The organism is Streptomyces sp. NPDC006512 (assembly GCF_040611935.1).
In the GTDB taxonomy this organism is placed as follows: Bacteria; Actinomycetota; Actinomycetes; order Streptomycetales; family Streptomycetaceae; genus Streptomyces.
Map to the genome: position 1 here is coordinate 51,313 of NZ_JBEXPG010000021.1, position 25,764 is coordinate 77,076.

Below are 25,764 nucleotides of genomic sequence, written 5' to 3' on the forward strand. Positions count from 1 at the left end.
CCGCCCCACTCACACCCCCGTAAGGAGAACCATGGAAAGCCAGAGCGTCGCCGACCGCGGCACCACGTCCCGGCCCAAGCCCAAGCCGACCGTCGAACTGATCGAGCAGAACGGCGAAGTGACCCTCAGCATCGGCGGCGAGCAGGCGATGCAGGCCTGGGAGCGGGACCTGATGTGGGCCAGTGCCGACATGCTCTGCGCGTACGGGCAGGACTTCTACGAGGTGGGGCTGGGTCTCGGCCTGTCCGCGCTGCGCATCGCCGGGAACCCCGCGACCCGCAGTCACACCGTGCTGGAACTGTTCGAGGAGGTCGAGGACCTGTTCCGGGCCCGGCACCCCCGCGTCCCCGACAACCTCACCGTCGAGCGCGGGGACTTCTTCGAGCGGATCTTCGAGCTGCCGTCGGAGAGCATCGACGGGATGTTCTTCGACCCCGCCCTCGACATGGAGGTCTGGACGGACGCCGGACTGTGGGCCAGGACCATGCCCGAGGTCGTCCGGGTGCTGCGCCCCGGCGGCGTCTTCATCCCGTTCTTCAGCACCAAGCCGGAGCTGCGCTGGCAGTACCTTCCGCACTTCCGCTCGATCCGGGTCGAGCGGCACCCCTTCGTCGCCTACGACACCACCGAGTACACGCACGGCGGCACCACCGGCGACGCCTTCATCCAGTGCTTCCTCAAGGACTGACCCCCCTCACCCGACACCGCGCACCCGCGCCGCTCCGGAGGTATCCCCATGGCCATCACCCTGCCCCATGACTCCCGCGACTCACGTGACTCCCGCGACTCCCGCCCCGACCTGGGCATCCGTTCGGTCTTCCTCGCCGGCCCGTTCATCCAGCTCCTGGACCCGGAGACCGGAGAGATGCCGGCCGACGCCCGGGCCCCGTTCGACGTCCTGATCAAGCACTTCGAGGCGCAGGGGATCTCCGTGCACAACGCCCACCGCCGCGAGGCGTGGGGTGCGGAGCTGATGCGGCCCGACCAGTGCACCCGGCTCGACCAGGACGAGATCCGCAAGGCCGACGTCTTCGTCGCGCTGCCGGGCCATCCGGCCTCCCCGGGCACCCACATCGAGATCGGGTGGGCCAGCGCCTTCGACAAGCCGATCGTCCTGCTGCTGGAACGCGACAGGGAGTACACCTTCCTGGTCCAGGGCCTGCACACGGTCGCGTCGGTGGAGTACGTGGTCCACACGGACATCGCCTCCTGCCTGCCGGCCGTCGACCGTGCGGTGGAGCTGGCGGTCCTGCGGCAGCGGGAGGGCAGCGGCGGCCGGTAGCCGCCGGGTGCCCCGGAGCACGGGAGGCCCCTCCCGCCGCGGGGGTCCGCGGCGGGAGGGGCTCAGGGGCGTCCGTCAGGTGCGGTACGCGTAGTAGACCGCGTCCGGGTAGGACGCGATGATGCTCGCGAGCGACTTCCGGTACGTGTTGGTGGAGTGGTAGGTGAGGTACGGCATTCCGGCCTTGCTGCGGTACGTCACCATCATGGAGTGGTCCTTGGACCCGTCCTTGTTGAAGTCCACTTGCAGGACGTCACCGATGTCCGCCTGGTAGACGTTGGCCAGGTTCGCGGCCCGCTGGTTGGACAGCGTGAACCAGGCGAACTCGTTCGCGCCGACCCAGGAGTCGGACTGACGGGTGCCGTCGTACCACCAGTTCCGGTAGTCCGAGGAGGAGCCCGGAACGGGCTTCCAGCCGCCCGCCTTCAGCGCCTGGCTGATGAAGTTGGTGCAGTCGCCCCCGGACCCGTTGAACTTCCGGTACGCCGGGTTGTAGTTGCTCCAGTACTTCTCCGCGTACTTCGCCATGGCGGCGTAGTCGTAGGCACCACCGGTCTTCGCCTTGGGCTTCGCCGGGGCCGGGTACTTGGTGGACGCGGGCGTGCCGTCCGGGTACTGGTTGCCGTCGTCCTTGACGACCTTCACCTTCGCCGCGACGGGCTCGTTGACCGCGACCGGGCCGCTGTCCTGCGACTTGATCGAGACCAGCTCCCACCCGCCACCGCGCTTGCTGGTGAGGGTCAGCTCGTACCGCGTCCCGATGTCGGTGGTGTCCGGCTCGTCCCCGCGCAGCTTCTTGTACGTGAGCGTGGTCTTCTCGGTGACCTGGACGGTCGCCTTCCCGCCGGTGACCGTGGCACGGTCCACGACGACGCGGGTGTCGGCGCCCGTGTACGCCTCACCGAGTTCCGCCAGGCGGGTCTTGCGGGACCGCAGCGACTGGAGCGCCGCGTCCTCGTCCTTCTTCAGCTGGGCCGTCATGCGGGTCTTCTGGCCGGCCGGGCCCGAACCCTGCTTCCCCGCCTGGTCGTCGACCAGTGCCTGGGTCCGCTGGGAGAGCACGTCGTCGGCTATGCGCCCGAAGGTGTCGGCGGTGGCCCGGTCGGCCGCCTTGGGCCCGGAGGCCGCACCCGCGGAGTAGGCGAGCATGCTGCCGGACGCCAGGGCCACGGTCAGGGCCGCGATGGCGGCGGGCCTGAACCTCTTAGGTATCACTGTGTTTCCCCTTGTCACCCGGTCCGCACGAACCGGGGGACGGAATCTTCGCACAACTGGACGCCCCCCTCATCCCGTTCCGCTTCCGCACCGGCCGACTGGCGGGAGTCGCCCCGTGCGCCGTGCGGCACGCCTCCGCTTCGTCACCGGGGCCGGCGCCGCGGGCGCGCGGCGGGATGCGGCCACCACCGCGACGGCCCCACAGCGAGTGCATCTAGGGTGGGCGGCAAAGCACAGCACAGGGGGGCATTCGACATGGCCAGGAAGGACACCGCCGCAGGAGGGCGATCCCGGCGCAGGCGGGCCGCCCCGGCGGGCGGCGGCGGGGCAGGGCCGGGCCGTCGGAGGAAGTCCGGGGCGCGCCGCGACCCGGGTGCGGGAGCGGGCCGGCTCGGCGCCCTCGCGCCGGCCGCCGCTTTGGCGCGTACTCAACTGCGGCGCCTGCGCCCGGAGTTCCCGCGACCGGGCCGCAGCGGCTGGCGCCGGTGGATACCCTCGTGGCGCCAGTGGCTGGGCGCCGGCCTGTACGTGCTCACGGGTCTGACGGGCTTCGTCACGTACGCCTACGCGACCACGGACATACCCGACGACCTCAACTCGTTCGCCACGCAGCAGGACAACGTCTACTACTGGGCCGACGGCTCCACGATGGCCCGGACGGGCTGGGTCAGCCGGCAGGAGATGCCCTTGGACAAGGTGCCCGACAAGGTCCAGGGAGCCGTGCTCGCGGCCGAGAACTCCAGCTTCTACTCGGATCCCGGAGTCTCACCGTCCGGTGTCATGCGCGCCGTGGGCGCAGCGGTGACGGGCGGCGAGACCCAGGGCGGGTCCACGATCACGCAGCAGTACGTGAAGAACGCCTACCTGAGCCAGGACCGCACCCTCTCCAGGAAGTTCACCGAGCTCCTGCTCGCCGTGAAACTGGACAACCAGCGGAGCAAGGACCAGATCCTCCAGGACTACCTCAACACCAGCTGGTTCGGGCGCGGCACCTACGGCATCCAGCGCGCCTCCCAGGCCTACTACGGCAAGGACGTCTCGCAGCTCAACGCGAGCGAGGGCGCCTTCCTGGCCTCCCTCCTCAAGGGCGCCGGGCTCTACGATCCCGCCCTCGGCAAGGAGAACCACGAGCGGGCCGTCGAACGGTGGTCCTGGATCCTGGACCGCATGGTCGAAACGGGCCGGCTCACGCGCGCCGAGCGCGCCGGCTACACCCGGTTCCCCGAGCCCTCGGGCGCCTCCCTCGGCGGCACGCCCGGCGCACAGACCGGCTATCTGGTCGAGCTGGCCAAGGCCTACACGGTCAAGGCCGGCCGCATCACGGACTCCGACTTCGACCTCGGCGGCTACCAGATCTACACGACCTTCGACCGGGACCGCATGACGGCCCTGACCTCCGCCGTCCAGCAGACGCAGAAGGAATTCGACGCCGAACGGCGGCCCGACACCGACAAGCACGCGAAGATCGGGGCGGCGAGCGTCGCCCCCGACGGGCGGCTGCTGGCCGTGTACGGAGGGCCCGACTACCTGAAGCAGGGCTTCAACGAGTCGAACGCCACGACGGTCCCGGCCGGCACCGCGTTCACCCCGTTCGTCTACGCCGCCGCGCTCGAAGAAGGGGTGCTGCGCACGCGCGGCAAGAACCGCACGCCCGTCTCCCCCTCCACCACGTACGACGGCAACGACCAGGTGACCGTGCAGACGCCTGACGGCCCGTACTGGGACCGCGGCGGCAAGGTGGTCAAGGGGCGCAACGACGGTGGCCGCAGCTGGGGCCAGGTGACCCTGCGCCAGGCCGTCGCGAACTCCGTGAACACCCCCATGCTGCAGCTCGGCCTCGACGTCGGGCTCGACCGGGTGGAAGCCTTCGCCGAACGCTCGGGGCTGCTCGGATCGAGCCTCGGACCGCGGATCCCCACGTTCGCGCTCGGGGAGAACTCGACGCCCAGCGCGATCCGCATGGCCGGCGCCTACGAGACCTTCGCCGCCGACGGCATGCACACCGACCCCTACTCGGTGCGCTCGGTCACCCGGAACGGCGCCGCGCTGCCGCTCGACGCGCCGAAGGCGACCCGGGCCGTGACGGCCGCGACCGCCCGCGCGGTGACGGACACCCTGCGGGCCACGGTCACCGAAGGATCGGCGAAGTCGGTGGCCAAGGCGCACCCCGGTACTGCGGGCAAGACCGGGACGACCGCCGCGAACACGGCGGGCTGGTTCGTGGCCAGCACCGAGCAGGAGTCCACGGCGGTGGTGGTCTACCGGATGTCGCTGACCGACCTGGTCCCGCTGCCGCTGACGGGGCTGGGGGGCAGCGCCCCGGGCACGCCCGGCAGCGACCGGGCGGTGCGCCTGTGGGGCGACTACGCGAAGGCCGTGAAGTAGGCCGGGCGGCGTGCGCCGGGGCGGCGGTGCGCCCCGGCGGCCCGGGTCACTTGATCAGCGCGGCCCAGTCCGGTGCCTGCGCGGGGTCGAGCAGGCGGAGCTGGGCCAGGACCTTCGGGTCCTGTGCGTCGAGCCAGTCCGCCAGTTCCTTGAACGAGACGCAGCGGACGTCCTGGCGCGGGCAGACGTCCTTCATCACGTCCTCGACGGCCTTCATGTAGATGCCGCCGTTCCAGTCCTCGAAGTGGTTGCCGATGAACATCGGGGCCCGGCTGCCGTTGTAGACCCGGTTGAAGCCGTTCATGTACGACATGCGGGTCTGCGTCTGCCAGCCGGAGAACTTCGCCGGGTCGCCCTGGGTGCTGTCGCCGGACTGGTTGTAGAGGAAGTTGAAGTCCATGGACAGCACCTGTACCTCCTTGCCGTGCAAGGGCAGGAGCTGGAGCGGGAAGTTCCATATGCCGTCCGGCTTGGACGGCCACAGCTGGAAGTCTCCCGAGGAGCTCGCGTCGTAGCGCCAGCCGTACGGCTTGATCGCGGCCATGAGGTTCTTCTGGCCCTCCAGGCAGGGCGCTCGGCCGCCGACCACTTCCCGGTCGGGGTCGAAGGGCAGGGGCGCCTCCTTGGTGAACCCGGTGTTGGTCTTCCAGTTCTTGACGAAGGAGTACGTCTGGTCTATCTCGCTCTTCCATTCGGCGGGGCTCCAGTCCCCGCCGCCCTTGGGCCCGCAGAAGTGCCCGTTGAAGTGTGACCCGATTTCGTTGCCGTCGGTCCAGGCTCCGCGCAGCTGCCCGAGCGTGGACTTCACGTGGGGGACCGTCGGGTACGAGATGGCGGCCGACCCCTGGTCGTGCTGCGGTGGGCGGTAGAGCGCCTTCTTGCTCTCCGGCAGCAGGTAGATGCCCGTGAGGAAGAAGGTCATGTGGGCCTTGTTCTCGCGGGCCACCTGGCGGAAGTGCGAGAAGAGGCGGTCGTCGCCTTCCAGCGCGCCGTCCCAGGAGAACACCACGAACTGCGGCGGCTTCTCGCCGGGCTTCAGCCGCTCGGGCTTGAGCTGTCCCGGCTGCGGTCCGGTGTAGGAGGTGGAGCCGTCCCCCAGCACCTTGACCTTGCCGTCCCAGGCCTCCTCCGCGCCCTTCGCGGCGGCGGCCTCGCCGGCCGCGCCGCCCGGGGCCGCGAGCTTCGCGTCGTGCGGGGCGGTGCCCGAGGAGCCGCCCAGGGTGAAGGCGTACGCGGTCGCGGCGGCTCCGCCCAGCGCGATCACGGCGATGCCGATGCCCAGGCGCCTGCGGTTCTGCGCCCGCCTGCGTACTTTGCGGGTGCTCCGGGACTCCGTCCGGGTCCTCGTAGCCGTGTCGGTACCGGTGTCGGCGTCGGCCATCGCAGTCGTCCCCCCTGATACCCGCAGCCCGGCCGCGTGCGGATGGTTCGTACGAATATAGAACTTGTCGGCACTCCTCCCGTACCCCGAGTCCCTCACGTACGTCGCTTCACAGCCAACCCACAGCCACGCACCGGACAGCTCCGTTCCGCTCTGATCGCAGGTCAGGGCGGGTTGTGGGATTGCCGATCGCCCATGACGGGCAAGTTTGCATAGCCACGGGACGGGCATCGTCCGGCCTCAGGAGAGGGGGCGGTCGTCACCACGGGCGAGGACAAGCGCAACGTACCGCATCGCTCTGCCGTGCACCCCGAGGACGTGCACCCCGAGGACGTGCCCTCCGAAGACGTGCCCGAGCCCCCAACAGCGAGGTGTGAAGGAGGCTGGTCCCCATGACGGTGCGTGCCGTCGAGGTCCCCCGGCTGTGGATGCCCTATCCGCTGCGGGTGAATCCGCACCTGCCCGCCCTGCACGAGGAGAGCGAGTCCTGGGCGCGCGAGATGGGCATGCTGGACGGCTACGGGGGGCCGTCGGCCCGCCGTGCGATATGGACCCGGTCCAAGTTCCACGCCATGACCGTCGACCAGCTGACCGCCTGGACCCTGCCCGACGCCCCGCTCGCCGAGCTCCGCCTCAACCACCGGTTCAACGTCTGGGCCCTGGCCTGGGACGACTACTTCGCTTCCGCCTTCAAGCAGACCGGTGACCTCCCGGGTGCGCGGGCCTTCACCGACCGGCTGCACGCCTTCCTCCGGCCGGAGCTCGGCGCCCGGCTGCCTGAGCCGACGAATGCCGTCGAGCGGGGGATCGCCGACCTGCAACTACGCCTCTTCCCCCCGAGGCTGGCGCACTGGCGGCACGAGTTCAACCGGGCGCTGGCGAGATACGTCGATGCCGGGGTCGAGGAGCTGGCCAACAGCCGCAGCGGCCACGTTCCCCACCTGATCGACTACGCTCCGTTCCGGCGCGAGAGCTTCGCCGCCCATACCGCTCCCTATTCCGTCGAATTGTCCACCGGCGCGCGAATACCCGAGCGGATACTGCACACCCGGACCGTGCGCGGCCTGCTCGACGCCTTCATGGACTTCATGGGCCTGGCGAACGACATCGCCTCCTACGAACGGGAGGTGCACGAGGAACACGACGTCAACAACCTCGTCCTCGTCGTCGGCACCTCCCTGGGCATCGGCCTCCACGAGGCCGTACCCGCCGCCCTCAACCTGGTGAACGCCCGCCTGCGGGACTTCGAGCACTTCCGGCGGATCGACCTGCCCCGGCTCGTCCGGCAGGCCGGGCTGCACCACGACGAGCGGACCGAGCTGGAGACGTGGCTCCGGGGGGCCTGCGGCTTCCTCTCCGGCCTCCACGCCTGGTACACCGGGGCACCCCGCTACGCCTCCGCGGACGGCCCCTACCCGCAGTGACGGCGGCGGGGGCGGCCACGACGGGGGGTGCCGACGGAGCCCCGTCGGCACCCCCGGCCGTGGCGTTCGGTGCGGCCGCCGCTCCTACCGCCCGCCCAGGAGCCGCCTGACGCGCGTCCACCACGAGACACGGGGCCCGGACCGGTGCGCCGCCCCGTGGCCGGGCACCGGCGACGGCGGAGCCGACGGCATCCCGCCGCTCTGCGCGGGGGGAGCCGGAAGCGGGGCCGGTACCTCGTCGGGCTGGGGATGGCGCGGGGCGAAGCTCACCGGCAGTGCCGTCAGGTGCCGGGCCCAGGTGGAGGAACGCCAGGTGAGGCTCTCCTCGGGCACGGCGAGGCGCACGTCGGGCAGCCGGGTGAGCAGGATGTCGATGCCGGTGTCGGCGATGATGCGGCCGATGTCCTGCCCGGGACATTCGTGGGTACCGGCGCTGAAGGACAGGTGCGCACGGTTGTGGTGCACCGGCGCCGACGCGTCCGGGCGGATCGCCTTGTCGACGTTCCCGGCGGCCAGGCCCAGCAGGAGCATGTCCCCCGCCCTGATCTGCTGTCCCCCGAGGACGGTGTCGCCGTTGGCCCAGCGGCCCGGGCACACCATCAGCGGCGGCTCGTCCCAGAGGACCTGCTCCACGGCTTCGGGCAGGGTCATCTGGCCGCCGGCCAGCGAGCCGCGGAACCGCGGGTCGGTGACGACCATCCGCAGGACGTTGGACATGAGGTTGGCCGTCGTCTCGTAGCCCGCGAGCAGGATGAGGCGCAGGTGGTGCTGGACCTCCTCGTCCGTGAGGTTGGCGGGGTGCGCCATCAGCGCGGAGGCGATGTCGTGCCCCGGGCGGGCACGTTTGGCGATGACGAGCTGTGCGAGGGCCTCCAGCACGTAGGCGTTGCTGGCGAGTGACGTCTCGGTGGCCTTGAAGAGGTCACGGGCGGCGTGCACGAGCCTGGGTCCGGACTCGTCCGGCATTCCGAGCAGGTGGGTGAGGGTGAGCATGGGCAGGTGCTCGGTGAACTGGCCCACCAGCTCGGCCTCGCCGCGCTCGCAGAAGGTGTCGATCACCTGGTGGGCGAAGCGGGTGATGTGCCGGCGGACCCCGCGGTGGTCGAACTGGCTGAGGCCGGCCGTGACCGCGCCGCGCAGGCGCTGGTGTTCCTCCCCGTCCGCGCAGACGCAGTCGGGACGCCAGCCGATCATCGGTACGAGCGGGGACGTGGCGGGGTCGATCTCCCCGCTCCGCCAGCCGTGCCAGACGCGGGGGTCGCGGGAGAACTGGGTGGGGCGGCTGGCCACGTCGCGGTTCTCCAGGTACCCGAGGACGAGCCAGGCGCGCACGTCGCCGTCGAGCAGGACGGGCGCTACCGGGCCGTGGGCGGCCCGCAGTTCCTCGTACAGGCCCATGGGGTCCGTCGCGGCGGCGGCGCCGTAGAGGCGGGTGGCTCCGCCGGTGCCCGTGGCGGTGTGGGCCGGGCAGCCCGGGGGCGGGACCGGCCCGGGCTGCGCGGTGGCGTGTTCGGCGGGTGGAACGGTCATGCGGTCTCCTGGGCGGCGGCGAGGGTGCACAGGTAGACCATCAGCGAGAGCAGGGCGTCGCGGCAGGACGCCCGGTCCCGTGCGTCACAGGTGATGATGGGCACGGATTCGCTGAGGGCCAGAGCTGTGCGCAGGTCCGGTACGGGGTACTGCGGGGCTTCCGGGAAGGTGTTGACGGCCACGACGAACGGGACGCGGCGGTCTTCGAGACGGGTGATGACCTCGAAGCAGACTTCGATCCGGCGGGTGTCGACGAGGACCACGGCGCCGAGCGCGCCTTCGAAGATGCCGTTCCACAGGAACCAGAAGCGTTCTTGTCCCGGGGTCCCGAACAGGTACAGGATCAGCTCCTGGTTGATGCTGATCCGCCCGAAGTCCATCGCGACGGTGGTGGTGTTCTTGCCTTCGGCGCCGGGGTTGTGGTCGATCCCGACGCCTGCCTGCGTCATGGTCTCCTCGGTGGTGAGGGGCGGGATCTCGCTCACCGCCCCCACCATGGTCGTCTTGCCGACTCCGAAGCCTCCGACGATCACGACCTTGATTCCCCTGGCGCCGTGGGGCAGGAGCACGTCGGGGTCGCGCGGGCCGGCCTCCAGTGCGTCAGAGCTTGCGTAGTCCATGGATCACCGCCTCCAGCAGGCCGCGTTCGGGGTATGCCTCCACGGGCACGGGTGCGATGGCCTCCAGCCGCTCGTCCTCGACGAGCTTGGACAGCAGCACGGTGACGACGCTGAACGGGAGGCTGAGGTACGCCGACAGCTCGGCCACCGAGAGCGGGTACGTGCACATGGAGAGGATGGCGGCCTGCTCGGGCTGCATCGCCGGCTCGGGCTCGGACCTCGACGCGATGAGGGTGACCAGGTCGAAGGTCTTGGCCGCGGAGCCCGGGCCGCCGGTAATGACGTAGAGCGGAACGGGGGTGCCTTCATCCCATGGGTCCTGGTTCTCTGATGTCACATCGCCTGCCCGACGTCCTCACGAGGCGGGCTCGTCATGTGCTGGCCGATCCTGACCACCAACGTGCGCATGCGGTCGCCCAGGAGTCCGGCGTCCACCTCCTCGTCGGCCAGCACCGCGAGGTAGGCGCCGGGTCCGGCGGCCATCAGGGAGAAGTACCCGCCGTCGGCCTCGATCCCGACCATCCGCGTGGAGCCGTCCCCGTGCGGGAACATCTGCGCGATGGCCCTCGCCAGGCTCTGGATGCCGGAGCAGGCCGCGGCGATCGCGTCGGCGGTGTCGGGCGCCGTGTTCGCCTGTCCGATGGACAGGCCGTCCGACGACAGGACGACCACGTGTCGCACGTACGGGACGCCGCCCACGAGCTCCTTGAGCATCCAGTCCATGTTCGGCAGTGGCTGCATGTTACTCGACCTCATCTGACGGCTCGCTGTGTGGAGTGGAAGGGTCGGCGAGGGATCGCTTCTCGCCGTTGAACGCCTCCCACATCAGACCCGGCTGGCGGGAATTGCCCCGGGAGGCCGGAGCGGCGGGGGGCGTGGGGGTCGCCAGTACGACCGGCTTCGGGACGGGCGACTCCCGTCGTCGTTGCGGCAGTCCGTTGACGGTCTGCCTGACCTCGACGGGGTCCGGGACGACGTTGCGCACCGGCGTCGGGCGGGGCAGGACCGGACCGCCCGCGCGCCTCCTGCGGCCGGGCTCCTGGACCCGCACGACGGGCTGCGGCACCGTGGTGATCAGGCGCCTGGGAACGAGTACGACGGCCCGTACGCCGCCGTAGGCGGAGGTGCGCAGGTCGACCTCGCAGCCGTGCTCGCGCGCCAGCCGGCTGACGACGGGGAGTCCGAGCTGGGTGACCTCGCCGAGGCCCGACAGCTGGATGCCCGACGCCGACTGCGCCATGACGCGTTCGACGTGCTGCCGGACCTCTTCGGTGAGTCCGACCCCGCGGTCCTCGATCTCGATCGCGATGCCGGAGGGCACCTCGCTGGCGGTGACCTCCACCGGGGTGTGCGGCGGCGAGAACGTCGTGGCGTTGTCGAGCAGTTCGGCGAGCAGGTGGATGAGCGGTTCGGCGCCCGGGCCGATCACGGCCACCTCGGCCACCGCCTGCAGCTTCACGCGGGGGTAGTCCACGATGCGTGACATGGCCCCGCGCAGGACGTCGTAGAGCGGGATCGGCTTCGACCACTGGCGTCCGGGGCGGGCGTCGCCCAGGACCGCGATGCTGGCCGCGAGGCGCCCGATCAGCGCGTTGCGGTGGTCGATGTCCTGGAGGCCCCGGGACACGACGACGTCCGTACCGTGGAGGATCTGCATGGCGTGGAGGTCCTTGGCGAGCTGGTGCACGATCGCCTGGACCCGGCGCGCGACCGCCACGAGTGCCCGCTGGGAGGAGTCCCGTGTGTACTCCTCGGCCTCCACGGCCTCCAGGAGCTTTTGCAGTGCTCCCCTGAGCGCTTCCGTGAACTCGTCGTCGAGGTGGTTCCCGAAGCTGACGGCCTGGAGGATGTCCGAGGCGGGATCGCCCTTCTGGAGACGGGCGACGGCCGCGGGGAGCAGCTCTTCGGCGAGCCAGACGGTGGTGGCCCGCTGATCGGCCAGGCGACCGAGCAACGCGGCCTCGCGCCGCGCGTGGTACTCGTACGCCTCGGCATTGGCCTGCGCGTGGCGGGCCGCCTGCGCCGACTGCAACCGGCGCGCCGTCTCGGCCGAGGTGACGGCCGTCAGGACGACCGCGGCCAGTCCGCACCAGGCGACCGTTGTCCATATCTGTGCGGGTGACAGGAGCAACGCTATGGCGGAAGCTCCGGCCAGAACTCCGGGAGGGAGCAGCCATACCCGGGCAACCGCAGTTGGCCGGCGTCTGGAAATTGCACCTGCACGAACCATCAGGGGGTCCCCATACAGTCTGAAATGAGCGGACTGAGGTGATGCGATGCGCCGAAAGGCGCCCCGTCCGCGCGCACCCAGCGTCCATGACTCGCTGTGAGCGCAGCGCAACACTCGGGGAGCATAGTCAGTTCGGGTTCGCCATGTGACCTTGCGTTAAGGACAGCCTGCACCGGTCATTCCGGGCCCATAAAACGACCAGTCGCCGCCCCTAAGATGCAATGAACCGATCAGATTCTGGCGCCTGCTCGTCATGGCCCGTGGCCGTGCCCGGGAGCCGCCCCGGGGCGCGGTTCCAGGGCATCCGGGACCACGGCAGGGCCAGCCGGCTCTGGTCGGACACCTCGTGCGGGGCGAGGTCCGCGATCCGCGCGGCCTCGCGGTGCCGGGCGTAGACGGTGTCGACGTAGCGGTGTCCGGTGTCGGCGGCGATGAAGAGGACCGTCCGCCCGGGGGCGCGGTCGCGTTCGTGGCGGGCGGCGAGGTAGGCGGCTCCGGCCGACAGGCCCGCGAAGACCGCGTGCCGCCGCAGCAGGTCGACGCCGCCGGCCAGCGCGGCGTCGAAGGAGATCCAGTGCAGGGTGTCGTACAGCTCGTGGGAGACGTTCCCGAAGGGGATGGAGCTGCCGATCCCGGCGATGATGATCTCGGGGTCGGGAACGTGTTCCGCGCCGAAGGTGACGCTGCCGTAGGGCTGGACGCCGACGAGTTGGACGTCGGCCGGGCCCTCGGGGTGCGCGGGGCCGCCCCGCAGGTAGCGGGCGAGGGCGCCGGTGGAGGCCCCCGATCCGACGCCGCCGACGACGGTGAGTCCGTCCGCGCCGGTCGCCTCCCTGATCCGGTCGGCGACCGCGCGGTACCCGAGGTAGTGGATGTCGTCGTGGTACTGCCGCATCCAGTGGTACTCGGGGTGTGCGGTGAGGATCTCGTGGACCCGCTCGACGCGCCGCTTCTGGTCGAGTTTGAGGTCGGCGCAGGGCGCCATCTGCTCCAGCGTCGCCCCGAGCACGGCGAGTTGGGTGCGCAGCGTGTGGTCCACCGTCGTGGAGCCGACGATGTGACACCGCATGCCGTGCCGGTGGCAGGCCAGGGCGAGGGCGTACGCGTAGATGCCGCTGGAGCTGTCGAGCAGGGTGTCCCCGCGCCGTACCGCACCGGTCTCCAGCAGGTGGCGGACCGCGGCGAGCGCGGAGACCACCTTCATCGTCTCAAAGCGCAGGCAGACGAGCCGGTCGTCGAGACGTATCAGGTCCGGCCGGCCGACGGCCTCCGCCACGTGCTGGTCCATCGGGGATCTCCTTGGTCGAGGTCGAGGTGGAGGTGGTGAAGGTGCGGGTGGCGGGGATGCCGTGGGAATCCAGGGCGCGCAGACAGCTGCGCACGCGGTACCGCAGGCCCGGCGCCGCCGGGTCGAAGAGCACGCCCGCCACCGAACCGCTGTGCGCGATCTGCACGCCCACCGCTCCGGCCCGGCGGGCGATCGAGGTGAGTGCGTCGAACTCGGGGTGGCCGAGCGCCTGCCGGCCGCGCCACGCGCTGGCGGTGGCGACCTCGCCGAGCAGCGGTACGTCGCCGGTGGCCACGGCCCGCCGCAGCAGCGTGCGCAGCCGCTCGTAGGCCCGCACGTCGTCGTCGGCGGTCTCGGCGGGCGGCCGCACGGGCAGGGACAGGGTGTCCACGGGCGCGCCGCCGCCCAGGGCGCAGCCCACCACGACCAGCGGGGGCAGGGCCGGGCCGAGGACCTCCAGGACCCGGCCCTCCCGCTGGGCGAACAGGGCCGGGCGGGCGTCGAGCATCAGCGGATCGCTGGCCAGCTCCGCCCGCACGGCCAGCCGGGCGATCGTGTCGGGGGCGAGCCGGCGGCCGTAGGAGTCCGCGACCGCGCGCACGGTGGCGATGACGTCGCTGGTGGAGCTGCCCATGCCCAGGCCCACCGGGACGTCACCGGTGAGCCGCAGCTCCCCGCCGCAGGGCGGCTGACCGGTGCGCTCCGCGCAGTGCGCCACCGCGAGCGCGGCGGCCCGCGCGGCTTTCGTCCGGCCGGCCGGCCGGACGGTGAGCGCCCCGGGCTCCGTCCCGGGCCGGCGGAGGAACTCGGCGCTGCTGCCGGGGCCGGCCATGGGGAGGGTGACCAGGCCGGCGCACCGGCGTCCGTCGCCGTCGAGGAAGACGCCCTGGAGGAGCTCGCCGTGGTGGCAGGGCGCGTGGCCGGTGCCGGTGGGGAGGTCACCGGCGGCGGCTGCCGTCGGGCGGCCGGCGGGGATCACGCGCCGCCCGCCGTCCGGTAGCGGTACAGGGTCGTCTCCTCGGCGCTGAACTGGGAGAAGGGGAAGGGTTCCGCGGACAGGGCGGTCACGCCCGAGCCGAGGAAGGCGCGGGCGACGGCGCTGCCGGACTGTGCGTAGACGATCAGCGGGACGTCCCGGCTCCGGCAGCGTTCGAGGATGGTGTCGAACGAGCCGTTGCTCAGGGTCATCCCGGTGGCCACGACGGCTTCGGCGGTCTCCAGTACCTGGTGCATGTCGTCGGTGACGGGGTCGCCCCACTGGGTGGCCTTGAGGTTGAAGTCGCAGGGCAGGGGTTCGCCGCCGCGTCGGCGGATCGCCGCGACGAGCGGGTTGACGACGCCGATGAGGCCGACCTTCGCGCCCTCCTCGATGTCCAGGAGGCCGGCGATGGCGGCGTCGCGGGCCTTGGCCCGTACTTCCGGGGTCCCGGCGGGCAGGGTGACGGGTTCGGCGTCGCCCGCCTCGCCGGCCAGGCGGTGGGGGCGGGTCTCGCTGAGGTAGGCGTCGAGGGCGGCGATCCGCAGCGGCCGGGGGGCCTCGCGGAGCAGGACGTCGAGCGGGGTGCCGGAGGAGTCGCGGCAGACGGAGGGGTCGGTCTCGCCGGCTTCGAAGGCGCAGCCGCCGAAGGAGCCGCCGAGGCGGACCAGGACGTACTGGTTGAGGTAGGTGGTGTCGCCGCCGGCCAGGCGGGTGCCGTGGTGGATCCAGAACACGCTGGTCGCGACGAGCGTGGAGGGGAGCGGGCCGTGTTCGCCCGCGAGGACGGCTTCGAGGAGGCCGTCGACGGTCCGGGCGGGGGCGGGATGTGTGCGGGTCATGGCGTTCCTCTTCACGGAGCGGGTCGGGGTGCGGGGAGCGGGGGGCCGAGCGGCCCGCGGTAGGTGACCGCGGGGTGTCCGAGGGCGTCGGTGGTGAGTTCGGCGTCCACCTCGAAGACCTCGGCGAGGCGTTCGGCCGTCAGGACGGCGGCGGGGGTGCCGGAGGCGATGAGGCGGCCGTGGTGCAGGAGCAGCAGCCGGTCGCAGTACCGGGCGGCGAGCGACAGGTCGTGCAGCGCGACCAGGACGGTCTGTCCGGTGGCGGTCAGCAGCTCCATCAGCTCCAGCTGGTGTCTGACGTCGAGGTGGTTGGTGGGTTCGTCGAGGAGGAGCCCGTACGGTTGTTGGGCCAGGGCGCGGGCGATGTGGGCACGCTGCCGTTCGCCGCCCGAGAGCGCCTTCCAGGAGCGGCCGGCGAGCGCGGTGAGTCCGACGCGTTCCAGTGCGGCGGTGATCACCGCCCGGTCGGTGGCGTCGGCTCCGCGCCAGCGGTCGCGGAACGGGGTCCGCCCCAGGCCCACGACTTCGGCGACGCGCAGATCGCTGTCGGGGCCCGAGTCCTGTTCGACGAAGGCGACGTGGCGGGCGATGCGGCGCGCGCTCCAGTGACGTACGGACTCGCCGTCGTACCGGACCGTGCCCGAGTCGGGTGGCCGCAGCCCGGCCAGGCAGCGCAGGAGCGAGGACTTGCCCGAGCCGTTGGGGCCGAGCAGTCCGACGGTCTCGCCGGGGGCGATGTCCGCGCTGACCGCGCGTACGACCGGCGTGCCCGCGACCGACCAGCTCAGTTCTTCCGCGGTGATCCTCACAGCTCACCCCTCCTGCGCAGGACGAGGAGGAAGAGCGGTACGCCGAGCAGGGCGGTGATCACGCCGACGGGTACCTCGCGGGGGGCGAAGGCGATCCTGGCCAGCGCGTCCGTCCACACCAGGAACACCGCGCCCGCGAGCGCCGCGTGGGGCAGCAGCACGCGGTGCAGCGGCCCGACGAGGAACCTCACGCCGTGGGGGACGATCAGCCCGACGAAGCCGATGGCCCCGACGGTGGCCACCGCCACCGCGGTCAGCGCGGCCGTGACCACCAGCAGCAGGGTCCTGGTGTGCCGTACGCCGATCCCCAGCGACGCGGCGGTGTCGGTGCCGAAGGCGAGCCCGTCGAGGGCGTTCGAGCAGAGCCACGCCGCCGCCAGCCCCAGCGGGGTGACGACCGCGCAGACGACGACGGTGTCCCAGCGGGCCGGTGCCATCGAGCCCAGCAGCCAGTGGGTGACGGCCCGCGTGGTGTCGGCGTCCGCGGAGGCCATCAGGACGAGCGAGGTCAGCGCGGTGAACAGCTGGCCGACGACGACACCGGTGAGGACGATGCGGACCGAGTCCAGCCCGGTGCGCCGCAGGAGCAGCAGGAGGAGTCCGAAGGAGAGCAGCGCGCCGGCGAGCGCGCCGCCGGTGACGCCGAGGGTGCTCGCGCCGACCCCGAGGACGACGACGGTGACGGCTCCCGCCGACGCGCCCGAGGAGACTCCGAGCAGGTAGGGGTCGGCCAGGGCGTTGCGGGTGACCGCCTGGAGCACGGTGCCGCACACGGCGAGCGAGGCGCCGACGAGGGCGGCCATCAGGACGCGCGGCAGCCGCAGGTCCCAGATGAGGGAGTCCAGCAGGGGCGGCAACGGCGCCACGTCCAGGCCGAGATGGGTACCGAGGACGCGGGCGAGCCCGCTCCAGCCCACATCGGCGGTGCCGATGCGCGCGGCGGCCGCCACCGAGCCCGCCAGGGCCGCCGCGGCGAGGAGGAAGAGGGCCGTCCGGGCTGCCGCGGACCGGCCGGGGCGCCCGTCCGTACGGGCGGATCCGGCGGGCACGGGCCGGGGGGAGTCCCCCGCGGCCGTGCGCCCGCGGGCCGTCGGGAGCAGGAGGTCCGCCGGTCCCCTCCGGGTGGGCGGGTCAGCGGACATGCCCGAGGTCCTTCATGCCGTCGGCCAGCAGACCCAGGGCGTGTACGGAGCGGACCGAGGGGTCCAGCTCGATGCCGGGCACTTCGAGGATCTTGTTGTCGCGGACCGCGGCCAGCTTCGAGATCACCGGGTGACCGGTCATCGTGGCGCGCTTCTCGGCGGCGCTGTCGCCGGGGCGGCCGCGCTCCGACAGGTCGCCGATGACGATGAAGTCGGGGTCGCGTTCGGCGACTTCCTCCCAGGAGACCTCCGGCCAGTCCTCCTCGACGTCGTCGAAGGCGTTCTTCGCGCCGACGATCCGGCTCATCTCGCTGGGCAGGCCGGTCCGGCCGGCGACGTAGGGCATGCCGTTGAAGACGGAGTAGAGGTAGACCACGGTCGGCTGGTCCGCGCCCCGGGGAACCTTCGCGGCGTTCTCCCCGGCCCTGGCGACCGCGGCGCGCTGGTCGGCGGCCAGCCTGCCGGCCCGCTCCTCGGCGCCGAAGACCTTGCCGAGGTTCTCGTAGTCGGAGAAGAGGAGCTCGAAGGGGGTCGTGCCGGGCGGGTTCTGCTGCGGGCAGTCCACTGCGCTGACGAAGGTGGGGACCTTGAGGGTGTCCAGCTCCTCGCGGGTGCCGGCCCGGTCCTTGGCGAAGAGGTCCGTGGATCCGGCGACGACGAAGTCGGGTGTGGCGGTGCGCAGCTGTTCACCGGTGGCGATCTTGGGGGCGATGACCGGGATCTTGGCGTACGCGGCCTCGTACGGGGCGGGGACCTTGGTCTTGAGGTTGGCGGTTCCCGCCATCCGGTCCTGGAGCCCGAGTTCGAGGAGGGTCTCGGTCGAGGTCTGGTCCAGGGTGACGGTCCGCTCGGGCGGTCCGGCGAAGGAGAGCCGCCGGCCGCAGCTGGTGACGGAGGCCGCCTCGGCAGAGGCGCGGGCGGCGGGTGCGGAGTCCGGGCCGGGGCCTTCGCCGGAGGCGGCGGCGGAGCAGCCCGCGGTGGCGAGGGCGACGGTCAGGGCGATGCCGAGGCGGACGGGGTGGCGCATGGGGTTCTCCGGTCTGTGGGCGTGGGCGTTGTCGTGCACCGGGCAGGAGTGCAGCGATTCGAAGGGTACTGTAACGGTAATCATTTTCATTAACGACCCCCGGGGTGTCCGCCGCCGCACCGCACCCCGTCTCCGAGGAGCAGCCACACCGTGACCACCACACCCGCACCGATACCGGCCAAGTCCGGTACACCACAGCCCCGTTCGGTCCTCCGCGACCCCTCGTTCCTGCGCCTGTGGGCCGGCACCACCGCCTCCGGTCTCGCGACCTGGGCCCTGCCCTTCGTCCTCGGGCTCGCCGTACTGCACCGCGACCTCGGCGCCGCCGGACTCGGCCTGGTCCTCGCCGCCCGCACCGCCGGCTTCCTCGCCGCCGTCTCCGTCGGCGGCGTGCTGGCCGACCGGCACTCCCGCCGCGCGGTCGTCCTCTGGTCGGCCCTCGCGGCGGCGGTCGCCGCGCCCCTCCTCGCCGCCGGACTCGGCCGCTCACTGGTCCTGATGACGGCCGCCGCCGCGCTCGCGGGCGCCGGACAGGGGGCCTGCCGCCCGGCGTTCCAGGCGCTCACCGCCGAAACCGTCGAGCCCGGGCGCCGTCAGCAGGCCAACGCCGCCCTGACCCTGGCGGTACGCGGCTCCACGCTCGCCGGCCCCGCCCTGACCGCGCTGCTCGCGGCCTTCCTCGACATCCGGACGCTGCTGCTCGGCATCGGCGTGCTCTGGCTGGTCGCCGCGCTCGTCCCCGGCAAGGGGGCCGCCACCGCGGCGGACCCGGCCGCCGGGCCCGCGCCGCGCGCCGGATTCCGCGCCGAGTTCCTGGAGGGGGTGCGCGAGGCGCGCCGCCACCCCTGGTTCCTCGCCGGGCTCGGGGCCCTCGTCGCGGTCATCGGCCTCGGGTACTCCGCCACCAGCGTCGCGCTGCCCCTGATCAGCCGGGACCGCTACGGCACCGAGTGGGTGCTGGCCGCCGCCATGACCGCCTACACGGTGGGCGCGCTGGGCGGGGCCCTGATCATCGCCCGCCTGCGCCCGCGTTCCCAGGGCTGGGCCGCCTTCGCCGGTCTGGCCGCGTACGGTTTCGCACCGTTGAGCCTCGTGCTGCCCGTGCACCCCGTCGTGGTCGTCGCCGCGTACGCGGTGGCGGGGATCGGCATCGAGCTGTTCAACGTGCCCTGGTTCACGGCGACACAGCGGGAGGCCGCCCCGGACAAACTCGCCCGCGTCTCCTCGCTGGACTTCCTGGTGTCCTACGGTCTGGCGCCGGTCGGCCTGGCCCTGATCGCCCCGGCCATCGACGCGTTCGGGGTCACCGCCGTACTCGCCGTGTGCGCCGCCGCCTGCTTCCTCGTACCGGCCGCCGCGGCGCTCGTGCCCACCGCCCGCCACTTCGCGCGGGCGGCCCCGGCGCCGACGGACTGACCGCGGCGGCCGCCGCGCCACGGGCGGGTGGCCCCGTGCCGGGGCCGCCCGCCCGCCGGGGTCAGGCGCCCCAGCGCAGAGCGATGGTGTCGCCCACGTTGATGACCTTCTCGCGCAGGGCGCCGGCGAAGGCCGAGCCGTCGACGCTGACCTTCCAGGTGTTCGCGCCGCTGTTGGCCTTGCCGTTGACGGCGGTGATCGTGCCGGTGCCCGACGAGGGCGTCACGCCCGTGACGCAGCCCGACGGGGTGGCGGCGCTGGTGGCGGCGGCCAGGACGTCGCCGAGGGTGGTGGTCGTCCCGGTCGGCGTGAACGCCACCGAGCACACCTTGAGGTTGCCGGCGCCGTCGTCGACGGTCAGCGCCAGCTTGGTGGCGGTGCCCGCGGTGAACGTCGACTGGGCGACCCACTGCGGGGCGCCGGGGGTGACCGGGACCGGCGGGGCGGCGGTGAAGCCGCCGCCGACGACGCCGCGCAGCGCGTCGATGGAGGCGTAGGCGGTCGGGCCGGTGTCGGACGGCTTGTACTTGAAGCCGCCCGCCGGGTTGTACTGGTTGGCGATCAGGAAGTCGATCGGGGTCTTGCCGTTGGCGGTGAGGAAGTCCCCGGTCTGCGGGTTGATGCCGCAGGCGTTGAGGCCGGCGACGCCCCAGCCGTTGGAGCTGGTGTTGACGCCGTAAAGGGAGTTGAAGGCACCGGAGTTGGCGACGAGCTTGCTCTTCAGGAAGTTCTTGGCCTGGACGACGTCGGCGTCGGTGTTCGGGACGCCGGAGACGCAGAGCGCGGCCATCGCGGCGCCGGTCATGTCGACGTCGCTCGCGGAGTTCAGGACGGTGGGGTTGCCCTCGGCCTTGTTGTAGGTCCAGCCGCCGTCCACGTGCTGGTTGGCGCGGATGCGCGTGACCATCGAGTCGGTCAGGGCCTGCGGGACGCGGGCGCCGCCGGCCTGCGTCTTGGCTCCGCCGAGCGAAAGGGCCGCGAAAACGGTGCCGTTGAAGTTCCCGGACGGACCGAAGTAGCCCGCCTCGGCCGTCTGCCAGTAGGAGTAGACGTGCGCCACGAGGTTGCGGGAGGCCGAGACGCGGGCCGGGTCGATGCCGGCGGCGTACGCGTTCAGGGCGGCGCGCTCGTAGTCGGTGACCACCGGTGCGCCGGAGGGCCAGCCCGCCGTGGACAGCAGGTTGCGGTAGACGGTCCGGGCGTTCTTCGTCGTGTCCCCGCCCGGCGCCACGTCGACGACGGCCGTACCGGCCGCGGCGAAGGCGGTGAACGCCCACTCGTTGGACAGTCCGGAGCCGGCATATGAACCGTCCGCCGCCTGGAGCGACTTGAGGTAGGCGACACCGTTCGTCTTGGACGTGGAGATCTGCGCGGGCGACGAGGTCGCGGACGCGGGCAGCGCGGTGAGGGCGAAGGCGCCGAGCGCGGCGGGCACCGCCAGCGCGAGGCGGCGGGAGGTACGGGGACGGGACATGGCCTGCTCCTGGAAATCGGCGGACGCCGGTCCCTCCCCGCTCACGCCGCGCGTCACCGCGCACGGAGCTCGGGGCACGGCAGGGCAAGGCCGGGGAACCGCCGTCCGGAACGCGTGGTACGGCTTCCTGTGGTGCATCGCCGTATGGGCATTCGGGCTCGGAAACGGCCCCCGCCGTTCCACACCGCTGCGCGTCAGCTCCGGCATCGCACCGGATTCCCCCATGTGGCAGCCCAGGACGCTACCCGAGCGGTCAGGGGACCGCCAGCCTCCGCTTCCGGGGGCGGACCGCGGCGGTCCAGGATCGGTCGGCTGAGACTCATGCCACCTTGACGCGTCGTCGGGATCCGTGTTGCACTCCGGCTGATAACTGCTCAGCACCAGGGGAAGCCGGTCGAATTCCGGCGCTGACCCGCAACCGTAGGCCCGGTACGTCCGGGCGAGCCGGATTGCCTGGGGCCGGGTCACAGTACGAAGAACGCCGTCGCGGATTGCGGTGTGGTCGTCGCAGCCTCCCCATGGCCCGAGAGCCGTGCGGGGGTTCCTCGCCACGTGCGCAGCCGCCCGGCAGAGACGAGGGGCCGCGGTGGGGACCGAACAGCAGGCGAAACGGCAGTCGGGAACGAGACGGCGGTTCTTCTCCCTCGTGACCGCGGCCTTCCTGACGCTCGGGTCGGGAGTGGCCTTCGTCACGGTTCCCTCGTCCGCGAACGCAGATCCGCTCGACCAGTGCACCGCGGCCAACGGCGCAGTCGTCGCAGTGGACTTCGGCCCCTTCGGCGGCAAGGTCGAGCGCGGCTGCGACACCACCCCGACGACCGGGTACGAGCTCCTGCACACGGGGGGCTTCACCACCAAGGGCACCGTCCACGACGGTGACGGGTTCATCTGCCGGATAGGCACCGGCTCCTTCAACACCGGTACGGAGTACCCCACTCCGGACAAGGAGGACTGCGTCCTCACCCCGCAGGCCACCGCCTACTGGTCGTACTGGATCGCCTCGCCCGGTCAGAAGAGCTGGACCTACAGCCCCCTCGGCGCCATGTCGCGCACCCCGAAGCCCGGTGACGTCGACGCCTGGGTGTTCGGCGGCACGGACATCGGCGGCACCTCGGGCAAACCCTCCTTCTCCCCCGACGACGTGCGCGCCGGAGGCGGTTCCCCCTCGCCGGACCCGACCGGTCCGACCGGACCTCCGACGGTGCCCCCGGGCGGGGTCGACGTGGCCGCCGCCACCCGCTGGCTCACCGGGAAGCTGACGGACGGGGAGCGCGTCGTCGACGAGGGCTCCACCACCCCGAACCACTTCCTCACCACCGAGGTCGTGTACGCGCTGGCCGCCGCCGACAGGAAGAACCCGGCGGCCCGGAAGGCGGCCGACTTCCTCGCCACGCCCGCGGAGACGGACGCGTACGCCTACCCGGCGGGCAAGGACGGGATCCCCGACGCCACCGCCGCCGCCCGGCTGGCACTCGTCGCCGAGGCCACGGGGAAGGACCCCCGCGCCTTCGGCGGGCACGACCTGCTCGGGGACCTGGTCAAGTACGTCTGCCCCAGGGACATCGGTGACGGGGACACCGTCGAAGGCTGCCTCACCAAGGGTGACTTCCGCACGACGGGCCAGTCCGATGCCCAGGCGATGGCCGTGATCGCCCTGCTGAACGGCGGCGTGACGCCCCCCGCCGACGCCGTGAACCGGCTGACCGGCCTCCAGTGCGAGGACGGCGGCTTCACCGGCATCCTCATCCGCTCCGGCGGCTGGTGCGACAGCGACGCCGCCTCCACCGGCCTGATCACCCTGGCCCTCAAGCGGGCCGGCGGCCACGACGCCGCCGTCGAGAAGGCCCGCGCCTACCTCAAGAAGTCCCAGCTGGCGACCGGCTCCTGGCCCTCCGCCGCGTACATGACCACGGGCAGCCCGAACTCCACCGGCTGGGCCGCGCAGGCCCTGCGGGCGCTCGGCGACACCGGCCACGCGGACGCCGGCACCTCCTGGCTGTCCCGGCACCAGTTCCCCGAGGGCGGCTTCGGCTTCGAGGAGGACGACACCGAATCGCGCGTGTTCGGCACCACCCCCGTCGTCGTGGCGGGGGCGAAGAGCGACCTGGTCGCGCTGACCACCGGCAAGACCGACCCGACGCCGACACCCACGCCTACCCCCACGCCGACGCCGACCCCGACGCCGACCCCGACCCCGACCCCGACGCCGACGCCGACGCCGACGCCGACCGAACCCAAGCCCACGCCCACGCCCACCGGCCCCACCCCGCCGGTCCCGCCGGGTGAGGGACCGGACGTCAAGAAGGGCGTGACGTACCTCACCGGCCCCGCACGCCTGATCCAGGGCCGCTTCTACGAGAGCGAGCCGGGCGGGCGCCGTGCCGACTACGGCATGACCATCGACGGCGCCTACGCCCTCGCGGCCACCGGCGGGGACGACGCGACGCTGCGCAACATCGTCGACTTCCTCGACAAGGGCGGCCGGGACGGCCAGAACCGGGGCATCCACGACTGGACCCTCATCGGCACGAAGTACGCGAGCGGCGGCTCGATCGGCAAGGTGGCCGTGCTCGCCGAGGCCGTGGGCCGCGATCCCCGGAACTTCGGCGGCCAGGACCTGATCGCCTCGCTCTCCAAGATCACCTGCCAGGCCAAGACCTCGACTCGCCAGGAGTGCGCGGCGAAGGGCAACTACGCGTACGCCACCTCCGTCTTCAAGCAGTCGCTCGGCATCATGGCGCAGATCCGCGCCGGTGAGACGGCGGCCGCGGCCGAGCCGATGGCCTACCTCAAGAGCCTCCAGGACCCCTCCGGCGGCTGGGTCAGCCTGATCGGCGAACCCAGCGCCACCGAGGTCGACTCGACCGCCATGGCCGCCATGACCGTGGACCTGTTGCCCGACGCCGACTCGCAGCGGGCCGTGGACAAGGCACTGGCCTGGCTCGCGGCGCAGCAGAAGGAGGACGGCGGTTTCAAGGGTGCGTCCGGGAACTCCGTCAACTCCGCCGCCCTCGCGATCCAGGGTCTCTCGCTGGACGCGCGGAAGTACGGGGCCGAGATCTCCAAGGCCCGCGCGTTCCTCGCGAGCCAGCAGAACACCGACGGCGGCTTCAACGTCGCCAAGGACAGCCAGCCCGGTTCCGACGTCCGCGCCTCCACCCAGGCCATCAGCGGCACCACCGGCATCTCCTTCGGCACCCTGACCCGCAGTCTCGACGGCACCACCCCCGAGCCCGTCCCCAGCACCACGGGCGGCACGACCGGCGGAACGACCGGCGGCACTGGCGGAACCACTGGTGGCACTGGCGGAACCACGGGCGGCACCACCGGTGGCACCGGCGGCACTACGGGAAGCACCACCGGCGGCACTGGCGGAACCACAGGAAGCACGGCCGGCTCGTCCTCCGGTTCTTCCTCCGGTCCCGTGATCGTGACCCCGGGCGAGGAGACCGCCGGGACGGGCTCGACCGGCGGGACGAACACCTCCGGAGGGACGAACACCTCGGGCGGAACCAGCATCTCGGGCGGAACGAACACCTCCGGCGGAACAGGTACCTCCGGCGGAACGGCCGGCGGCTCGGGCTCGGGCTCGGGCTCCGCCCCGGCCCCCGCCCCGGGCGGCGTCCTCGCCTCCACCGGCGCCCAGGTCGGCGGCCTCGCCGCCGCGGCCGTGGTCCTGGTCCTCGGGGGCTGGGGCGTCACCCGCGCCGCGAAGCGCCGCAGCGGAACCACCGGAGGCCGCGCGTGAACGGCAACCGCGTACTGCCGCGCGCCCTGGCCCGTGCGGCCGCCGCGCTCGGGCTGACGGTGGCGGCCCTCGCCGCCACCGCGGCCCCGGCCGGGGCGGCCCCGCAGCCGATGGGCCAGTGCACCACCTCCTCCGGCGTCGTCCTCGCCGTGGACTTCAGCCACTGGGGCGGCCCCGTCTACCGCTCGTGCGGTACGACGCCCACCACCGGCTACGAACTCCTCAACCAGGGCGGCTGGGCCACCACCGGCACCGGCCACGACGGCCCCGCGTTCATCTGCCGCATCGGCTACAGCGGCCACCAGGGCGGCCGGCAGTACCCGACCCCGCAGCAGGACGACTGCGTCCTGACCCCGCCCGCCTCCGCCTACTGGTCGTACTGGCACGCGAACCCCGGCCAGAACACCTGGGAGTACAGCCAGCTCGGCGCCATGCTCTACAAGCCGAAGCCCGGCAGCGTCGACCTGTGGGTCTTCGGCGGCACGAACATCGAGGGCACCGAGGGGCGTCCGAGGGTGACGCCCGACCAGCTGCGCGCCAAGAACGCCCAGCCGGCCGGCGGCAGCCGGCCGGTGCCGAAGGACACCCGCACGGCGGCACCCCTGCCCCCGGACGTCAACACGGGCCCCAGGCCGGAGAACCCGCCGCCGGCCGATCCGCCGGCCGCCCGGACGGTTCCGTCCCCGACCCCGACACCGGCCCCGCCGACCGCGGAGAGCCCTTCGCCGACGGCCTCCGAGAGCGCCCCGCCCCCGCCCACCGCGACCGGCACGCCCTCGCCGTCGCCGACCCCCTCGGCTCCGGCAGCGGCCGCCGCGCCCGCCCCCGGTCCCCAGGTCGTCGACGCGGCGCCCGCCGCCGACGCGGAGCACGACGCCGGCTCGTACCTGCCCGCCGTCGCCACGGGAGCGCTGGTGCTGCTGATCGGCGCCGCCGCCGTGTACGCGGCCAAGCGCCGCCGTCGTACGGAGTAGC

General features: G+C 72.5%; 21 protein-coding genes and 2 riboswitches. Of the genes, 7 read left to right on the forward strand and 14 right to left on the reverse strand.

Going from position 1 to position 25,764, the window contains the following annotated elements:
• Window positions 1-31 precede the first annotated feature (31 nt).
• Complete coding sequence (locus ABZZ17_RS16675; RefSeq protein ID WP_356876534.1) at window positions 32-688, forward strand: class I SAM-dependent methyltransferase; 657 nt, start codon at window positions 32-34, stop codon at window positions 686-688.
• 48 nt (window positions 689-736) lie between these two features.
• A complete protein-coding gene (locus ABZZ17_RS16680) occupies window positions 737-1,282 on the forward strand; it encodes a nucleoside 2-deoxyribosyltransferase (protein WP_356876536.1) in 546 nt (181 codons plus the stop codon).
• A gap of 75 nt (window positions 1,283-1,357) precedes the next feature.
• Here the strand turns inward: ABZZ17_RS16680 and ABZZ17_RS16685 are convergent, their stop codons facing one another.
• On the reverse strand, window positions 1,358-2,497 hold the full coding sequence (locus tag ABZZ17_RS16685) for an amidase domain-containing protein (RefSeq protein ID WP_356876538.1): 1,140 nt from the start codon (window positions 2,495-2,497) through the stop codon (window positions 1,358-1,360).
• A gap of 417 nt (window positions 2,498-2,914) precedes the next feature.
• Between ABZZ17_RS16685 and ABZZ17_RS16690 the strand changes: the two genes are divergently transcribed.
• On the forward strand, window positions 2,915-4,882 hold the full coding sequence (locus ABZZ17_RS16690; protein ID WP_356876540.1) for a transglycosylase domain-containing protein: 1,968 nt from the start codon (window positions 2,915-2,917) through the stop codon (window positions 4,880-4,882).
• Window positions 4,883-4,928: 46 nt separating this feature from the next.
• Here ABZZ17_RS16690 and ABZZ17_RS16695 read toward each other — a convergent pair whose 3' ends face one another.
• A complete protein-coding gene (locus ABZZ17_RS16695) occupies window positions 4,929-6,263 on the reverse strand; it encodes a hypothetical protein (protein WP_356876542.1) in 1,335 nt (444 codons plus the stop codon).
• A 392-nt stretch (window positions 6,264-6,655) separates the two neighbouring features.
• Between ABZZ17_RS16695 and ABZZ17_RS16700 the strand changes: the two genes are divergently transcribed.
• Window positions 6,656-7,687, forward strand: coding sequence for a hypothetical protein (locus tag ABZZ17_RS16700; RefSeq protein ID WP_356876544.1), 1,032 nt, complete (start codon window positions 6,656-6,658; stop codon window positions 7,685-7,687).
• Window positions 7,688-7,771: 84 nt separating this feature from the next.
• Here ABZZ17_RS16700 and ABZZ17_RS16705 read toward each other — a convergent pair whose 3' ends face one another.
• From ABZZ17_RS16705 to ABZZ17_RS16755, 11 genes are all read right to left on the reverse strand, one after another.
• Entirely contained in the window at window positions 7,772-9,217 is a 1,446-nt protein-coding gene (locus ABZZ17_RS16705; protein WP_356876546.1) for a cytochrome P450, read from the reverse strand.
• Window positions 9,214-9,837: an ATP/GTP-binding protein gene (locus ABZZ17_RS16710; RefSeq protein ID WP_356876548.1), complete on the reverse strand. Its 624-nt coding sequence runs from the start codon at window positions 9,835-9,837 to the stop codon at window positions 9,214-9,216. The genes ABZZ17_RS16705 and ABZZ17_RS16710 overlap by 4 nt, the downstream gene beginning before the upstream one ends.
• Window positions 9,818-10,174, reverse strand: coding sequence for a DUF742 domain-containing protein (locus ABZZ17_RS16715; protein WP_356876550.1), 357 nt, complete (start codon window positions 10,172-10,174; stop codon window positions 9,818-9,820). Before ABZZ17_RS16715 ends, ABZZ17_RS16710 begins: the two co-directional genes overlap by 20 nt.
• Window positions 10,171-10,578: a roadblock/LC7 domain-containing protein gene (locus tag ABZZ17_RS16720; protein WP_356876552.1), complete on the reverse strand. Its 408-nt coding sequence runs from the start codon at window positions 10,576-10,578 to the stop codon at window positions 10,171-10,173. Before ABZZ17_RS16720 ends, ABZZ17_RS16715 begins: the two co-directional genes overlap by 4 nt.
• A gap of 1 nt (window position 10,579) precedes the next feature.
• Window positions 10,580-11,968 (reverse strand): sensor histidine kinase, encoded by a 1,389-nt coding sequence (locus tag ABZZ17_RS16725; RefSeq protein ID WP_356876554.1) that lies wholly within the window; start codon window positions 11,966-11,968, stop codon window positions 10,580-10,582.
• Window positions 11,969-12,278: 310 nt separating this feature from the next.
• Complete coding sequence (locus ABZZ17_RS16730) at window positions 12,279-13,355, reverse strand: pyridoxal-phosphate dependent enzyme (RefSeq protein WP_356876556.1); 1,077 nt, start codon at window positions 13,353-13,355, stop codon at window positions 12,279-12,281.
• Entirely contained in the window at window positions 13,276-14,334 is a 1,059-nt protein-coding gene (locus tag ABZZ17_RS16735) for a GHMP kinase (RefSeq protein ID WP_356876558.1), read from the reverse strand. The genes ABZZ17_RS16730 and ABZZ17_RS16735 overlap by 80 nt, the downstream gene beginning before the upstream one ends.
• The gene (locus ABZZ17_RS16740; protein WP_356876560.1) at window positions 14,331-15,173 is read right to left on the reverse strand and encodes a DUF364 domain-containing protein; all 843 of its coding nucleotides are present in this window, start codon (window positions 15,171-15,173) and stop codon (window positions 14,331-14,333) included. Before ABZZ17_RS16740 ends, ABZZ17_RS16735 begins: the two co-directional genes overlap by 4 nt.
• Window positions 15,174-15,184: 11 nt before the next feature.
• Window positions 15,185-15,982, reverse strand: a complete 798-nt coding sequence (locus ABZZ17_RS16745) for an ABC transporter ATP-binding protein (protein WP_356876562.1) — start codon at window positions 15,980-15,982, stop codon at window positions 15,185-15,187.
• Window positions 15,979-17,124: an iron ABC transporter permease gene (locus ABZZ17_RS16750; protein ID WP_356876564.1), complete on the reverse strand. Its 1,146-nt coding sequence runs from the start codon at window positions 17,122-17,124 to the stop codon at window positions 15,979-15,981. Before ABZZ17_RS16750 ends, ABZZ17_RS16745 begins: the two co-directional genes overlap by 4 nt.
• On the reverse strand, window positions 17,114-18,151 hold the full coding sequence (locus ABZZ17_RS16755) for an ABC transporter substrate-binding protein (protein ID WP_356876566.1): 1,038 nt from the start codon (window positions 18,149-18,151) through the stop codon (window positions 17,114-17,116). Before ABZZ17_RS16755 ends, ABZZ17_RS16750 begins: the two co-directional genes overlap by 11 nt.
• A gap of 150 nt (window positions 18,152-18,301) precedes the next feature.
• Here ABZZ17_RS16755 and ABZZ17_RS16760 point away from each other — a divergent pair, with 150 nt between their 5' ends.
• Window positions 18,302-19,567, forward strand: a complete 1,266-nt coding sequence (locus tag ABZZ17_RS16760; protein ID WP_356876568.1) for an MFS transporter — start codon at window positions 18,302-18,304, stop codon at window positions 19,565-19,567.
• A 61-nt stretch (window positions 19,568-19,628) separates the two neighbouring features.
• Here the strand turns inward: ABZZ17_RS16760 and ABZZ17_RS16765 are convergent, their stop codons facing one another.
• Window positions 19,629-21,041, reverse strand: coding sequence for a hypothetical protein (locus ABZZ17_RS16765; RefSeq protein ID WP_356876570.1), 1,413 nt, complete (start codon window positions 21,039-21,041; stop codon window positions 19,629-19,631).
• A gap of 146 nt (window positions 21,042-21,187) precedes the next feature.
• Window positions 21,188-21,263: riboswitch (cobalamin riboswitch) on the reverse strand.
• Window positions 21,264-21,425: 162 nt separating this feature from the next.
• Window positions 21,426-21,495: riboswitch (cobalamin riboswitch) on the forward strand.
• A gap of 132 nt (window positions 21,496-21,627) precedes the next feature.
• Between ABZZ17_RS16765 and ABZZ17_RS16770 the strand changes: the two genes are divergently transcribed.
• Complete coding sequence (locus tag ABZZ17_RS16770; RefSeq protein ID WP_356876572.1) at window positions 21,628-24,789, forward strand: prenyltransferase/squalene oxidase repeat-containing protein; 3,162 nt, start codon at window positions 21,628-21,630, stop codon at window positions 24,787-24,789.
• Window positions 24,786-25,763, forward strand: a complete 978-nt coding sequence (locus tag ABZZ17_RS16775; RefSeq protein WP_356876574.1) for a hypothetical protein — start codon at window positions 24,786-24,788, stop codon at window positions 25,761-25,763. Before ABZZ17_RS16770 ends, ABZZ17_RS16775 begins: the two co-directional genes overlap by 4 nt.
• Window position 25,764 lies beyond the last annotated feature (1 nt).

Bases quoted from the DNA above. Each gene is read 5' to 3' on its own strand.
- ABZZ17_RS16675 (WP_356876534.1), top strand. From the start codon at position 32: ATGGAAAGCCAGAGCGTCGCCGACCGCGGCACCACGTCCCGGCCCAAG.
- ABZZ17_RS16680 (WP_356876536.1), top strand. From the start codon at position 737: ATGGCCATCACCCTGCCCCATGACTCCCGCGACTCACGTGACTCCCGC.
- ABZZ17_RS16695 (WP_356876542.1), bottom strand. From the start codon at position 6,263: ATGGCCGACGCCGACACCGGTACCGACACGGCTACGAGGACCCGGACG.
- ABZZ17_RS16700 (WP_356876544.1), top strand. From the start codon at position 6,656: ATGACGGTGCGTGCCGTCGAGGTCCCCCGGCTGTGGATGCCCTATCCG.
- ABZZ17_RS16705 (WP_356876546.1), bottom strand. From the start codon at position 9,217: ATGACCGTTCCACCCGCCGAACACGCCACCGCGCAGCCCGGGCCGGTC.
- ABZZ17_RS16710 (WP_356876548.1), bottom strand. From the start codon at position 9,837: ATGGACTACGCAAGCTCTGACGCACTGGAGGCCGGCCCGCGCGACCCC.
- ABZZ17_RS16720 (WP_356876552.1), bottom strand. From the start codon at position 10,578: ATGCAGCCACTGCCGAACATGGACTGGATGCTCAAGGAGCTCGTGGGC.
- ABZZ17_RS16730 (WP_356876556.1), bottom strand. From the start codon at position 13,355: ATGGACCAGCACGTGGCGGAGGCCGTCGGCCGGCCGGACCTGATACGT.
- ABZZ17_RS16740 (WP_356876560.1), bottom strand. From the start codon at position 15,173: ATGACCCGCACACATCCCGCCCCCGCCCGGACCGTCGACGGCCTCCTC.
- ABZZ17_RS16750 (WP_356876564.1), bottom strand. From the start codon at position 17,124: ATGTCCGCTGACCCGCCCACCCGGAGGGGACCGGCGGACCTCCTGCTC.
- ABZZ17_RS16755 (WP_356876566.1), bottom strand. From the start codon at position 18,151: ATGCGCCACCCCGTCCGCCTCGGCATCGCCCTGACCGTCGCCCTCGCC.
- ABZZ17_RS16765 (WP_356876570.1), bottom strand. From the start codon at position 21,041: ATGTCCCGTCCCCGTACCTCCCGCCGCCTCGCGCTGGCGGTGCCCGCC.